General features: G+C 47.2%; 9 protein-coding genes. 3 read left to right on the plus strand and 6 right to left on the minus strand.

The genetic code is table 11. The features are described 5' to 3' along the window. Positions 1 to 9 precede the first annotated feature (9 nt). The 4 genes from QZ310_RS06220 to QZ310_RS06235 form a co-directional block, all read right to left on the minus strand. Complete coding sequence (locus QZ310_RS06220) at positions 10 to 1,971, minus strand: OPT family oligopeptide transporter (RefSeq protein ID WP_297071567.1); 1,962 nt, start codon at positions 1,969 to 1,971, stop codon at positions 10 to 12. A 63-nt stretch (positions 1,972 to 2,034) separates the two neighbouring features. Then, a complete protein-coding gene (lysA, locus tag QZ310_RS06225) occupies positions 2,035 to 3,186 on the minus strand; it encodes a diaminopimelate decarboxylase (protein ID WP_297071506.1) in 1,152 nt (383 codons plus the stop codon). Continuing rightward, the gene (locus tag QZ310_RS06230; protein WP_297071508.1) at positions 3,187 to 4,509 is read right to left on the minus strand and encodes an aspartate kinase; all 1,323 of its coding nucleotides are present in this window, start codon (positions 4,507 to 4,509) and stop codon (positions 3,187 to 3,189) included. Positions 4,510 to 4,718: 209 nt separating this feature from the next. Further along, complete coding sequence (locus tag QZ310_RS06235; protein ID WP_297071510.1) at positions 4,719 to 6,716, minus strand: tetratricopeptide repeat protein; 1,998 nt, start codon at positions 6,714 to 6,716, stop codon at positions 4,719 to 4,721. A 402-nt stretch (positions 6,717 to 7,118) separates the two neighbouring features. Between QZ310_RS06235 and QZ310_RS06240 the strand changes: the two genes are divergently transcribed. From QZ310_RS06240 to QZ310_RS06250, 3 genes are all read left to right on the plus strand, one after another. After that, entirely contained in the window at positions 7,119 to 9,923 is a 2,805-nt protein-coding gene (locus tag QZ310_RS06240) for a UvrD-helicase domain-containing protein (RefSeq protein WP_297071512.1), read from the plus strand. Between the two features lie 65 nt (positions 9,924 to 9,988). After that, entirely contained in the window at positions 9,989 to 10,606 is a 618-nt protein-coding gene (locus QZ310_RS06245) for a M15 family metallopeptidase (protein WP_297071515.1), read from the plus strand. 580 nt (positions 10,607 to 11,186) lie between these two features. Beyond that, positions 11,187 to 12,764: a peptide chain release factor 3 gene (locus tag QZ310_RS06250; protein WP_297071517.1), complete on the plus strand. Its 1,578-nt coding sequence runs from the start codon at positions 11,187 to 11,189 to the stop codon at positions 12,762 to 12,764. Positions 12,765 to 12,967: 203 nt separating this feature from the next. On the opposite strand, the gene QZ310_RS06255 is transcribed toward QZ310_RS06250, so the two are convergent. Together QZ310_RS06255 and QZ310_RS06260 are read right to left on the minus strand one after the other, a co-directional pair. Further along, positions 12,968 to 13,390: a DUF2442 domain-containing protein gene (locus QZ310_RS06255; protein WP_297071519.1), complete on the minus strand. Its 423-nt coding sequence runs from the start codon at positions 13,388 to 13,390 to the stop codon at positions 12,968 to 12,970. 2 nt (positions 13,391 to 13,392) lie between these two features. Continuing rightward, complete coding sequence (locus tag QZ310_RS06260; RefSeq protein ID WP_297071521.1) at positions 13,393 to 13,635, minus strand: DUF4160 domain-containing protein; 243 nt, start codon at positions 13,633 to 13,635, stop codon at positions 13,393 to 13,395. Between the last annotated feature and the right edge of the window lie 375 nt (positions 13,636 to 14,010).

Consider the following 14,010-nt stretch of genomic DNA (forward strand, 5'->3'; position numbering starts at 1 on the left):
TTTGTGCAATCAGTCCTTCAGGGTCTTCACTTTCATTGATTCCCAGATAAGATAGATGATGAGAAGTGCGTAGACTGCCAGACCGGCCCACTGGGTGGCGATGGCGTCCATCGGGTTCTGATATTCAAAACCGAGGAAGCGGGTGAGGGCTGCGAATACGCCGAAGAGCGCGCCACCGGCGATGAGACCCGACGAGATGAGGGTGCCACGGTCACGACGTGCGTCGTTGAGCGACTTGTCTTTCGAACGGCTGCCCACAAACCATGCGATGGCACCGCCCACAAGAAGCGGAGTGTTGAGCTGCAGGGGAATGAACATGCCGAGGCAGAATGCGAGTGCGGGGACACCGAGCCAGTTGAGCAGAAGGGCGAGGATAGCACCGGTCATGTAGAGAATCCACGGAGTGTCGCCACCCATCATGAGAGGTTCGATGACCTTAGCCATAGCGTTGGCCTGAGGAGCTACGAGAGCGTTCTCACCTGTGAATCCGTAGACCTGGTTGAGCAGGAGGATGACACCCCCGACGGTTGCTGCCGAGACGATGGTGCCGAGGAATTTCCAGCTTTCCTGCTTCTTGGGGGTTGAACCGAGCCAGTAGCCGACCTTGAGGTCAGTAACGAAGCCTCCGGCCATTGAAAGAGCGGTGCAGACAACACCACCGATGACCATTGAGGCCACGATGCCGGAGGTGCCGTTAAGACCGATGCCGACGAAGATGGCTGATGCGATAATCAGTGTCATGAGGGTCATACCCGAAACAGGGTTTGAGCCTACAATTGCAATGGCGTTTGCCGCTACAGTGGTGAAGAGGAAGGCGATGAGGGTCACCACAATCCATGCCACCAATGCCTGCCAGAAGGTGTTGATGACACCGAACCAGAAGAAGAGGAGGACGGCGACGAGGGCGATTGCAACGAAGAACACGATGTGTTTCATCGAAATGTCGCTCTGCCAACGGATGGTGGAAGCGCCATCAGCCTTGCCGCGGAGTTCGCGTCCGGCGAGACCGACAGCACTGCGGATGATACCCCATGATTTCACAATGCCGATAATACCGGCCATTGCAATGCCACCGATACCGATGAGACGCGCATAGTCAGCGAAGATGGCTTCGGGTGCCATGGCGGTCATGTCGGAGCTACCGTAAGTGCCGAGCAGAGGGATGAGCACCCACCAGACGAACACTGAACCGGCAAAGATGATGAAGGCATAGTTGAGACCGATGATGTAGCCGAGACCGAGGACGGCAGCACCGGTGTTGCAGCTTACCACAAGTTTGGTCTTTTCGGCAAGAGTCTGTCCCCAGCCTGTGACGGCTGTGTTAAGGACACCTGCCCACCAGCCGAAGGTCTCGACGATGTAGTCATACACACCGCCGATGAGCGATGCGAGAACGAGGGTCTTCGCCTGACCGTCGTTCTTCGAGGATGCTTTCCCGAGACCGCTTGCAAGCACCTGAGTGGTGGCTGTAGCTTCCGGGAAGGGGTATTTGCCGTGCATGTCCTTCACGAAATATTTTCGGAAAGGAATGAAGAAGAGGATGCCGAGGATACCTCCCAAGAGTGAGCTCAGGAAAATCTGGAGGAAGTTGACGGTGATTTCAGGATACTTGGCCTGAAGAATGTAGAGCGCGGGGAGGGTGAAGATGGCACCGGCCACAATCACACCCGAACATGCACCGATACTTTGGATGATGACGTTCTGCCCGAGCGGGTTCTCTTTTTTCAACGCGCCTGAAAGACCGACGGCGATGATGGCAATTGGAATTGCCGCTTCAAACACCTGTCCGACCTTTAGGCCAAGGTAGGCTGCCGCGGCACTGAAGATGACGGCGAGCACAAGTCCCATGGTCACTGAGTAGGGGGTCACCTCCGGATAGTCATGCGCGGGGTGCATGATAGGGCGGTAGACCTCATCCTCTCCGAGTTCGCGGAAGGCGTTTTCGGGGAGTTCCAGAGGGTCAGCGTCCATGTAGACTTCTTTGGCTTCTCTGTTGTCTGCCATGATAATGAATGGTTTTGGTTTAAGGTTTGTTTATTGTTCTGAAAAATAGGATGGCGGGAAGGGGCGGCAGTTGTAGCGCGAGGCCATGATTTCGCCGTAGGCACCTGCGGAGCGGAGTGCGAGGAGATAGCCGCGCTTCACTTCGGGAAGTGTCTCATCCTGACCGAAGCAGTCGGACGATTCGCAGATAGGGCCGACAACGTCGTAGTGGTGAAGCTCACCGTTGGGATTCGAGATGTTCTCGATCTTGTGGTGGGCATTGTAGAGGGCGGGACGGATGAGGTCGCTCATGCCTGCGTCCACGATGGCGAATTTCTTGGTTGTTCCTCGCTTCACATAGAGCACTTTGGTGATGAGCGAACCACACTGTGCCACAATCGAGCGCCCGAGTTCGAAATGCACTTCCTGGTCTTCGCGGATGCGCAGATGGTTGTGGAACGTTGTGAAGTAGTTCTCGAAATCCGGAATCGGATGGCGTTCGGGATGTGCGTAGTCGATGCCGAGACCGCCGCCGACGTTGATTGACGAGAAGTAGATGCCGCGTTCGTTGTATTCGTCCTGCAGACGGTTGATGGTCTCGCAGAGCATCACGAACGGCTCTGTTTCCGTAATCTGTGAGCCGATGTGGAAATGGAGACCACGCAGGTCGATGTTGGGCAGGGTGCAGGCAAGCGCGATGATGCCGGGGAGCATCTCAAGATTGACTCCGAATTTGTTTTCGGCCAGACCTGTGGTGATGTAGGCATGGGTGTGTGCGTCGATGTTTGGGTTGACTCTGATTGCGACGCGCGCAGTCTTGCCCATTGATTCGGCAAGCTGGCTGATGACACGCAGTTCCGGTTCGGACTCGACGTTGAAACATTCGATGTCTTTCTCCAGACCGAGACGGATTTCATTGTCGCTCTTGCCGACACCGGCATAGACTATGCGGTCGCCACGGAAACCGGCTTCAAGAGCGGTCTCGATTTCCCAACCGCTGACGCAGTCCACTCCGAGACCTGCGGCCTGGATGCTGCGGAGGATTCCGGGGTTGGCGTTGGCCTTGATTGCATAGTGGACCTTGAAGCGGGGGTCGCGGGCGGTACGCTTGATTTCCTTGAGCGTGCGGTCGAGCAGCTTCAGATCATAGAAGTAGAAGGGGGTCTGAAGCGATTCAAATTCTTCGATAGGGAAACGTGTCATTTATTTCTCGTTGAAAAGTGTTTCGCTCAGGCGACGCAGAGCTTCGATTTTGTCCTCCTTGCGGATGAGGAATGAGATGTTGTAGTTTGAACCGCCGTAGGAAATCATGCGGACTGGAATATTGGCAAGAGCTTCCATTGCCTTTGCCTCATAGCCGGTGTTGGTCCACTCCATGTTGCCGACAACACAGATGATGACCATGTCGCGGTCGATGGTGACGGTGCCGAACTTCTTAAGCTCGTCGACGATTTCGGGGAGGAAACGCTCGGAGTCGATGGTGAGCGATACGCCGACTTCGCTTGTGGCGATCATGTCGATGGGAGTGCGGTATTTCTCGAATGTCTCAAACACGCGGGTCAGATAACCGTAGGCGAGGAGCATACGCGAACTCTTGATCTTGATGGCCACAATGTTGTCCTTGGCAGCGACGGCCTTGATGGAGGGTTCGGTGATGTTGTTGTAGATGAGTGTGCCGTGTGCCTCCGGTTCGAGAGTGTTGAGAAGACGGAGAGGAATATTGTTGACCTTGGCGGGGAGCACACAGGTGGGGTGGAGGATTTTTGCACCGAAGTATGCAAGCTCGGAAGCTTCCTCGTAGTGAAGCTCGTTGACGGGGCTTGTCTTGTCGACAAAGCGGGGGTCGTTGTTGTGCATACCGTCGATGTCAGTCCAGATTTCGATTTCCTCAGCTTCGATGGCTGCGCCGATGAGCGATGCGGTGTAGTCGCTGCCACCGCGCTGGAGGTTGTCGATCTCGCCGGTTGAGTTGCGGCAGATGAATCCCTGGGTGATGAAGATGTCGGCGTCGATATACTTGTCAAGGAGGGGCTGGAGATGGAGGGTGATGTGCTGCATGTCGGGCTCACCGTTGGCATCGGTCTTCATGAAGTCGAGTGCAGGGAGCGATTCGGCATAGAGGCCACGCTCGTTGAGGAGGATGGTCATCATGGCCACGCTCATGATTTCGCCCTGTGCGAGGATGATCTTTTCCTCGATTTCGCTGAAAGTCTCGCGCTGGGTGAACGAACGGATATAGTTGAAGCAGGCCTTGATTTCTTTGAGGGCTTTCTCGCGGCTCTCATGTTTGTCGTAGAGCGCTGCGATTGTCTTGAGATATTTTGATTCGAGAAGATTGATTGTCTCTTTTGCTCCGTTGGTGTTTTTCTTGTAGAGGTAATCGGCGATTTCTACAAGTGAATTTGTCGTGCCCGACATTGCGGAAAGCACGATGATGTTCTTGCCTCTTTCAGAGACGAGGTCGGCAACGTGGCGGATACGTTCTGCGGAACCTACTGAGGTACCTCCAAACTTTAAAACTTTCATACCTTATAATTATAATTGTAATGTGATTTTCGAATGACTGACTGATGATATGCCAAAATGGACGGATTGAACGATTTTAGCAAATTATCGGCAAAATTACTAATAATTATCTAAAAATCGAACCAATCTGTTGTCAAACTGAAAGTTTAACGCCGGATTGGTTCGATTTTGATATGAAAAGAGGTAAAATTGTAAGAGGGCGGTGACGCTTATCGGCCTGATGCCATGCGTTTGAGCAGGGAGTAGGAGGAGACGATTCCGAGTTCTCCTGCGCGGCTGAGGTCGGGGAACGCCTTGTCTTTGTCGCCGATGGTGAGGTGGACATATCCGCGGTTGTAGTAGGCTTCGCCGAAATCACGTTTCAGTTCGATTGCCCGTGTGAAGGCTTTCAGGGCTTCGTCGAGATGTCCGATTTCAGTAAGCACGACGCCTTTGTTGTAGTATGCAACAGGCATGAAAGGGGAGAGGCTTATAGCCTTTTCGATGTCGGCGAGGATGTCGACGCTCTCTTCTTCGGATAGGATGTGGGTGCCTTGTCCGTCGTCGGTCGCTTTATGTTTTTTCGCATATCTCACCTGCGCTCTGAGCAGATATGCCAAGGCGAAATCGGGCGTCAGTCTGACGGCTGTGGTGAGATCGCCGACGGCTGCATCAAAGTCACCTACTGTATAGAAATCCATTGCCCTTCCGAAATAATCAATCGCACGCGGGGGATGGCTTGCGATGTAGGAATTATAGAAGTCTATCGACGAGCGGTGGGTGGTCTCGACATTGTCATCCCGGAGGGTGGATTCGCGGTTGGCTACTTGCAGACCGAAGCGGAGCAGTCCGGTTGCGTTGAGGTCGTTGACCTCGCGGATGTATTCGCTGTTGAGCTTGATTTCTGTCGGTGAGGTGTAGTAGGTGATTATGAAAATCGGTTCAAGTTCGACTTTCAGTTCCTGGTCCTGGACACGTCCGCGGATGGTCGTTGCATCGTTTTCCGATGTGTAGTTGGCCGATACGGTTGCGAGCGATGAGAAGCGTTTCTTCACCTGTTCCTGAGTTTCGGTCACGACGGGACCGTCGCCGTCCTCATCCTGTGAATTTCCGGCTGAGGTGTTGTCGGCAAACTGTTTGTCGGGAGAGACCGGAACCTTTGTCTTGGCAAGTGCGAGAGACTTGTTATAGTCTTTCTCGGCGCTTTGGAGGTCTCCTTTGCGGCGTTTGATGTCGTAGCGCAGGAAATAGGCCGCAGCGAAATCCGGGTAAGCCTCGAGCACACGGTTGAGGTCGGAAAGGGCTGCTTCAAAATCACCGATTTCAGCAAGAAGCATTGAGCGGTTATAGAGCGTTTTGTAGTCGTCAGGGTTGAGATTTATGACGCTTGTGAAATCCTCGATGGCCTTGTTGGTGTCGTGGACTTCGGCTCGGAGGAGTCCTCGGTTGAAGAGCGCCATTGAGTTTGTCGGGTCAAGTTTCAGCGCATGGTCATAGTCGTCAAACGCTCCATAGAAATCATCGGTCATATAGCGCAGGAATGCACGGTTGATGTAGTAGCCGGGGAAATCCGGGCTTAGTTTCACCGCCATGTCCATGTCGGCCAATGCACTTTTGTAGTCCTGTCCGGAGTGGATGGCTATGTCGGCCCTCATCAGATAGGCGTTGATTGCCGAGGAGTTTATTGTCAGTGCCTTATCAATGTCGCTTTTCGCTCCAATGGTGTCCTTTGTTTCGAGTCTGAGACGTGCGCGGCCGAGATAGCCCCCCTCATAGCGCGGATATTTTCTGATAAGAGCGGCGAAAGTGGTGTCGGCTCCTGCATGGTCCTTAATCTGACATTGCGCCATGGCTTTGTTGAAGAGGACGCTGCGGGTGTCGGGGTGCATTTCAAGCACTTTGTTGTAATCCTTGATGGCCTCACGGTTTTTACCTTGGTTCTGACGTGCCACCCCGCGCACTTCGTAGGCATCCACGATGAAGGGGTTGCGCTCGATGGCAAGCGAGGCATCCTCTTCGGCTCCGGGGAAATCATCGAGGTTCAGTTTGGCGATAGCGCGATAGAAATATGGTTTTGCAAGACGCGGATTGACGCTGATGACCTGATTGAAATATTGGATTGAAAGGACGTAGTCTTCAAAATAATTTGTATTTGCCCCGATTCTCATCACCTGCTCGGTGTTGATTTGCGCCCTCAGCGCGAGCATGGGGCAAAGAAATGTGAACAAGATTATGATGGAGCTTTTTAAACGCGACATTTACCTTAGGGGAAAATAATGATCATGGAATAGCGGGAAGATTGCAGAACTGAAAGAGCCATGCAAATTAAACCCTCTGTGAATTCAACGGCAAATGTAGTGTTTTATGTGAAAAAATCCGTTATTTTTAAGGAATTTTCATAATTTTGTTATACAAGCGAACTGATTTTGCTTTTTCGGCGCTTTAAATTTAAAATTGAAAATATGAATAGGAATTGCTATATTTGCATGAAATTGTGATTATCAAAGATGATGGCTTAATGGAAGAAGGCATTTTTTTCATCATGAAATCAAAAATTTTTTCATTTGGCTAATAAAACGAACAATCAACAATCTTGTCATATAGGCATAAACATTTCTTAAATTTATCTTATGTCGTTCTTTAGCAGACTATTTAAATCGATAAAACGGCAGAGCCGGGGTGAGATAGATTCATCCGGGAGTGCCGATATTGATGCCTTTGAAAATAGATATGGCAGTCTGTTGGCAATAGATGATTTTATTTCCAGAAAAGACTGTAAAGAGATAATTGAAGATTACTTTGGTTTATATGAGCGGCTGAATACTCTTAAAGATTCGAACACATTAGAGTATTATTGTAGGGATAATGGTCTTAAATTCGATCGCGTATTGTCTTTTTTGTCCAAATATTCAGATTTGAAACAAACAGAAGGCTCTATTAAAATTCGGGAGCATAATGATGCGTTTGTTGAGCGCCATTTAAATTCTGAGAAATCATATTTGGATAATATTTTGTCGGAAATAGACAGAAATATAAAACTGGATGATGAACAGCGTCGGGTTGTTTTATCGGATGAAGATTATACCCTTGTAATAGCTGGTGCAGGTGCGGGCAAAACGACAACAGTAGCAGCAAAAGTCAAATATTTAGTTGAGAGGAAAGGTGTAAGACCCGACCAGATATTAGTCATATCATTTACAAATAAAGCCGTAGGAGAATTAAGGGATAAGATAAATAAATCTCTCAAAATAGATTGTCCTGTAACAACTTTCCATAAAACAGGCTATGCAATTTTGCGTAGGCAGGAAGAGGAACGTAAGATTATTGTTGACCAAGGATTCATGTTTCATGTCATCAATAATTATTTGAAGGGTAATATCCTTGAAAATCCTGAACTTGTTGAAAAGTTAATCTTGTTTTTTGGTAGCTATTTCGATGCGCCATTCGAAGGAGATGATTTGAATAATTTCTTCAACTATATAAAGAAAGCAGATTTTTCTACTTTGCGTGGTAATATGTCGGAGTATGCTGATAAGATAATAGACAGGCGCACGGGAAAATGTATAAGTATCACACATGAGACATTGCGCTCTTCCCAAGAAGTGCTTATTGCTAATTTCTTGTATATGAATGGGATTGATTATGAGTATGAGAAGCCATATCCGTATCATATCCTGCGTTCGCACAAACCATATACTCCTGATTTTACAATAGTACAGGGTGAGAAAGTTGCCTATGTCGAACATTTCGGTATTACTCAGGATGGAAAGAACAATCGTTATCCTCCGGAGCAACTGGAACGCTACAGAAATGCTGTCAATGACAAAGTCAAATTGCATCGTGAACACAAGACAGATTTGATATATACTTTCTCTGCTTACAACGACGGCAGGGATTTGTTGTCACATTTTCAAGAAGAATTGATAAAACATGGATTTAAATTATGTCCTCGTCCATCTCGGGAGGTGTTTGACAAAATTGTCTCGACTGAAGAAAACAAGTACATAATTAAATTGGTGAAGCTGATCTGTACGTTTATTCAGAATTTTAAGACCAATGGTTATTCTTTGGATGACTTATATCGTTTTCAGGCAACAACCAATAACGAGAGGTCTAAACTATTCCTTACAATTTGCGAGCAATGCTATCATGAATATACAAAACGGTTGAAAGAGAAGAATGCCATTGATTTTGAGGATATGATTAATGATTCTTCTCGAATATTGCGTGAGGAAGAAATAAAAGGAACAAAATTAGATTTCAGATATATTATAGTAGATGAGTATCAGGATATTTCCCGGCAAAGATTTAATTTGACGAGGGAGTTGAGTCGATTGTGCGATGCCAAGATTATTGCTGTTGGTGATGACTGGCAGTCAATCTATGCCTATGCCGGGTCGGATATTACTCTGTTTACAAATTTCAAAGAGATTTTTGGGTATGGAGCTGAGTTGCGCATCACGAAAACTTATCGTAATGCGCAGGAAGTGATAGATATAGCCGGTGGCTTTATTCAAAAGAATACCAAACAATTGAGAAAAGCTTTGGTTTCGCCAAAACGGATAAACAATCCTGTAATTATCGAAACCTATACTGAAGATGTCGATAGAAGCCTTTATCAGGGAAAAGGTGGCAAGTATTTCCTTGTAGGGGAGACTGTCCAAAGGATAATGAAAGAAATTCTCTCTGAGAACCCAAAATCATCAATCTTATTGCTTGGAAGGTATGGGTTTGATGCTTTTAATTTAACTAAATCTGCTGATTTTGTTTATTGGGAAAAGACAGGAAATGTTTCATCAAAAACATTTGCTGATATTGAAATGGAATTTATGACCGTCCATCGAGCCAAGGGATTAGGGTATGATAATGTCATACTAATAAATGCCATGGATGCTGTCTATGGTTTCCCTTCCAAGGTAGAGGATGATCCGGTTTTGAAATATGTTCTGAAAGGAGACAATGCGATAGAGTATGCAGAAGAGCGCAGGTTGTTTTATGTGGCGCTTACAAGAACAAAGAATAGGGTATATATTGTTACTCCCCAGCAAAGACCTTCGGCTTTCGTAAGGGAGTTGCTCACAGATTATCCTAATATAATGGTAAGAGGTTGTATTGATGAAATAGAATCGCAACCTCGTGATAAGAAGATTTGTCCAATTTGTGGTTATCCGCTTCAATTTCGTTATAAGAAAGCTTATGGCCTAAAACTTTGGATATGCACAAATGAACCCGAAATATGTGACTTTATGACTAATAATCTTCGAGGCGGAGACTTGCAGATTATGAAATGCAATAAATGCCGGGATGGATATTTAGTTGTGAAAGATGCAAAGACAGAACCCTTGCTTGGTTGTACGAATTATAAACCGGATAAAACTGGCTGTAATAATTATATGACAAGAGATTATTACTTGAAGTATAGAAGTATGAAATGATGAGAATGAGATGTGTATATAATCTTTTATTGTTTTATTTGTTGACAGTAACAGTTGTAGGAGATATGTCTGCCCAGGGTTTGAGTGAGCGGTTGGATGAGGCCGGGTTTGTTGCGGTTAATAAGGTTGATACCACGCTGCAGGTTCGGTTGATGTATGCCGGTGAGGATAATTTCACCGGAGTGAAGCTGTATGAAGATGTGGTTGACGGTTATCTTCATCCAGATGCGGCTGCTGCTTTGGTGAAAGCTTCGGCTGAGTTGCATCGTTTGTATCCGACCTACAATCTTCTGATTAAGGATGCTGCCCGTCCGATGAGCGTTCAGCGCAAGATGTTTGATGCCGTCAAGGGAACTCCTAAGGCGAACTATGTGGCCAATCCTGCAAAGGGTGGGGGCCTTCATAATTACGGCCTTGCGGTAGACATCACCATTGTCGATGAGCAAGGAAACGAATTGCCGATGGGCACTCCGGTGGACCATCTGGGCAAGGAAGCCAATATTGATTGGGAGGAACGGATGGTCAGAGAGGGCATCATATCCGAAACGGAGCGACAGAACCGTCTGTTGCTGCGCCGGGTGATGACTTCTGCCGGTTTCCAGCCTCTCAGGACTGAATGGTGGCATTTCAACCTTGTCAGCAAGCGCCGGGCGCAGGCTGCATATCGTCTGCTAAACTTCTGAATGGGGAATCCGGACCTGAATGCATGATGTATGGGTCGGATTCATTGATAATCATTAGTACCATAAAAATTTTCAGTGGATATAAATGATAATGTATCATTTATAAAATCAAAATAACAAACATAGTCATAAATAGCCATGCTCAGCATACTGTTGACGAATGATTTATTGGAATTTATAATACAAAGATAAGAATAACTCCGCTATAAATCAACCGTGTTTCGGTTTTTTGAGGTAGTTCATTTCGGTTTTTTGAGGTAATTTGTTTCGGTTTTTTGAGGCTTCTTGTGGAAAGTCCACCGGAAAGCCCCAATCTTTACCCCCCTAAAGATGGCTGTTTGAGAGAGCCGTCACTGTTAAAACTGGTGGTGTGCAGCCCTGTTAACCGTTTTGTATACTTCAAGCGCAATTTGATTTTATTAAATATATGCTATGGTTATATGATAGAATAGTCTGGTTTTCTCGGTGGGCGGTGGTTGATAAGTAAATGATATTGGCGGTTATTTCGCAAATTCTTCGTAATTTTGCAGTCGCTTTTACGAATCATCCATCCAATCATTTACGAAAACGACAAGCAGATATGGCTTTAAAAGACGAAATAGCGCGTCGGCGCACATTTGCAATCATCTCGCACCCTGATGCCGGTAAGACCACACTGACTGAAAAACTTCTTCTTTTCGGTGGTGCTATCCATGTGGCAGGTGCAGTGAAATCAAACAAAATCAAGAAGACCGCGACCTCCGACTGGATGGAGATTGAAAAACAACGCGGTATCTCGGTGGCAACCTCGGTGATGGGTTTTAATTATGGAGATTACAAAATCAACATCCTCGACACTCCCGGTCACCAGGACTTTGCGGAGGATACCTACCGTACGCTGACTGCCGTTGACAGCGTAATCATCGTTGTCGACGTAGCGAAGGGCGTCGAGCAACAGACCCGCAAACTGATGGAGGTGTGCCGAATGAGAAATACTCCGGTAATCATCTTTGTCAACAAGCTTGACCGTGAGGGCCGCGACCCGTTCGACATCCTCGACGAGCTTGAAAGTGAATTGAAAATCAAGGTCCGCCCGTTGTCGTGGCCTATTAATATAGGTGCGAAATTCAAAGGCGTTTACAATATCTTCGAACATTCGCTCGATCTGTTCACCCCCGACAAGCAGAGGGTGAGCGAGCGCGTGGAAATCGATTCGGTCGATGACCCCCGTATTGACGAAAATGTCGGAGAAGTCGATGCAGCTAAGCTCCGTGAGGATCTTGAGCTTATCGAAGGTGTGTATCCCGAATTTGATGTCGAAGAGTATCTTGAAGGACGTGTAGCCCCCGTTTTCTTTGGCTCGGCCCTCAACACATTCGGTGTGAAGGAGCTGCTCGACTGTTTCGTGCAGATTGCGCCTGCTCCACGTGCGACAAATGCAGAGGAGCGTGAGATCAAACCCGACGAGGAAGGATTCTCAGGCTTCGTGTTCAAGATTCATGCGAATATGGACCCCAACCACCGTTCGTGTATCGCCTTCGTTAAGGTTTGCTCCGGCAAATTCGAGCGCAATGCTCCTTATCGTCACATCCGTTCGGGAAAAACCATGAAATTTGCTGCTCCTACAGCGTTCATGGCTCAGAAGAAAAATATTGTCGACGAGGCATATCCCGGCGATATTGTCGGTATTCCCGACACCGGCAATTTCAAGATTGGCGACACTCTGACTTCGGGCGAGACACTTCATTTCAAGGGTCTGCCGAGCTTCTCGCCTGAGATGTTCAAGTATATCGAGAACAGTGACCCGATGAAGGCCAAGCAGCTCGACAAGGGTATACAGCAGCTTATGGACGAGGGCGTTGCGCAGCTCTTTGTCAACCAGTTCAATGGCCGTAAGATCATCGGTACAGTCGGGCAACTGCAGTTCGAGGTGATTCAATACCGTCTTCTCCACGAATATGGAGCACAGTGCCGCTGGGAGCCAATCTCGCTCTACAAAGCATGTTGGATTGAAAGCGATGACGCCGAAGCACTTGCAGCCTTCAAGAAACGCAAATTCCAGTTCATGGCCGTGGACCGTGAAGGTCGCGACGTATTCCTCGCCGACTCAAACTATGTCCTCCAGATGGCCCAGAACGATTTTCCTAAGATCCGCTTCCATTTCACCTCGGAATTTTAAGGTATTTTTAACAAGCGCGGACAGTAACATCCCCACCACACGACCCCTCCACGGTAACTACACAATGCCGTGGAGGGGTTTGGTTTATGCGTACGGGGGATTGGATGTCAGCGTGCAGTCATAAAATAATGGCTGAAACTACTGTTGAGCAGTTCCAGCCGTAAGAGATAGGTATGTGCAGTTCAAAATCTATTCAGCGATTGTCATGAAACTGCCAGATATAGTTCTGATCCCATGGATTTAATGCCATTTTTAATAGTGGCCATCACATCTTCTTTAGGTTTCCATATACCATAAATAAATCTATCAAGTACAGCCTTAGGCATACCGATGTATTTTGCAACTTCGGCTATATCAAGCCAAGGACAGCGTCTGAATATTTCTGCAACTTCATTATCAGGATTGGGTTCCTGTATTTCCATAAATGATGCCACAGATAAATCTTCGTCCAATGATTGCCAACGTACATATTCTCCGTTGCCCCAGATATAGAATTGCTGGCGCTCCACATTGTCTGCATCCTTTAAAACCGGGAAGGCCTCAAGAGGGCGACTGAAAATATTACCGGAAACCGAACGCATATAGATGCGACCATTATCAAACCATATTTCCTGAATCTTTTCCATAATCAACAGTTATATGAGTTATATTTGTTCCATACTTCAACGATTTCTTCGCTAAAATTGCTCACAAGTGCGAGAATCTTCTTTACTTTTGCAGTCTTGATGCCATCTGATTTGATTATTTTTACTTCAGGATATACCTGTATCTTTGCAAATCCTCCTTCGGATTCGATATGAACATGAATAGGCTCATGATCGCCAGGGATGATAAAGGCGCGGATTCCGAAAAGGTCGAAAACTGTTGGCATTTTTGATTCTTTTACTTTGTGGTCAACGACAAAATTACTGAAAAGTAATCAACTTTGCAAATTAACCGGATGCTATTCCCAGTAGCCAAGAAAAGCCTGGTCTGGCGGCTATAATAGTGGCATTAGGTCTGCAGACCAATTCGTCCCTTTCGCCGAAAAGGTTTCAATTGGTTCAAGCGCTGAACATGAGATAGATAACATTAAAAAGAACCGCTATGCGTGCTATCGTGCAGTGCACAATTCTGATTCGTCTAAAACCATTATGGCTCAAGCACAAACGTATTTTGTGATGCAAACTCGTAGAGCAGAGAAAGAGCTTGACGAGTTGACTGAGTATGAAAGCAAAAGGCTCGTGCTACGTAGGGAGAGGCCAAT

The sequence above is a fragment of the uncultured Duncaniella sp. genome (assembly GCF_910577345.1).
GTDB lineage: Bacteria > Bacteroidota > Bacteroidia > Bacteroidales > Muribaculaceae > Duncaniella.

What these genes read in the sequence shown, in the direction of transcription:
- QZ310_RS06230 (WP_297071508.1), bottom strand. Translation starts at nt 4,509, where the DNA reads ATGAAAGTTTTAAAGTTTGGAGGTACCTCAGTAGGTTCCGCAGAACGT.
- QZ310_RS06260 (WP_297071521.1), bottom strand. Translation starts at nt 13,635, where the DNA reads ATGCCAACAGTTTTCGACCTTTTCGGAATCCGCGCCTTTATCATCCCT.
- QZ310_RS06220 (WP_297071567.1), bottom strand. Translation starts at nt 1,971, where the DNA reads ATGGACGCTGACCCTCTGGAACTCCCCGAAAACGCCTTCCGCGAACTC.
- QZ310_RS06255 (WP_297071519.1), bottom strand. Translation starts at nt 13,390, where the DNA reads ATGGAAAAGATTCAGGAAATATGGTTTGATAATGGTCGCATCTATATG.
- lysA (WP_297071506.1), bottom strand. Translation starts at nt 3,186, where the DNA reads ATGACACGTTTCCCTATCGAAGAATTTGAATCGCTTCAGACCCCCTTC.
- QZ310_RS06240 (WP_297071512.1), top strand. Translation starts at nt 7,119, where the DNA reads ATGTCGTTCTTTAGCAGACTATTTAAATCGATAAAACGGCAGAGCCGG.
- QZ310_RS06245 (WP_297071515.1), top strand. Translation starts at nt 9,989, where the DNA reads ATGTCTGCCCAGGGTTTGAGTGAGCGGTTGGATGAGGCCGGGTTTGTT.
- QZ310_RS06250 (WP_297071517.1), top strand. Translation starts at nt 11,187, where the DNA reads ATGGCTTTAAAAGACGAAATAGCGCGTCGGCGCACATTTGCAATCATC.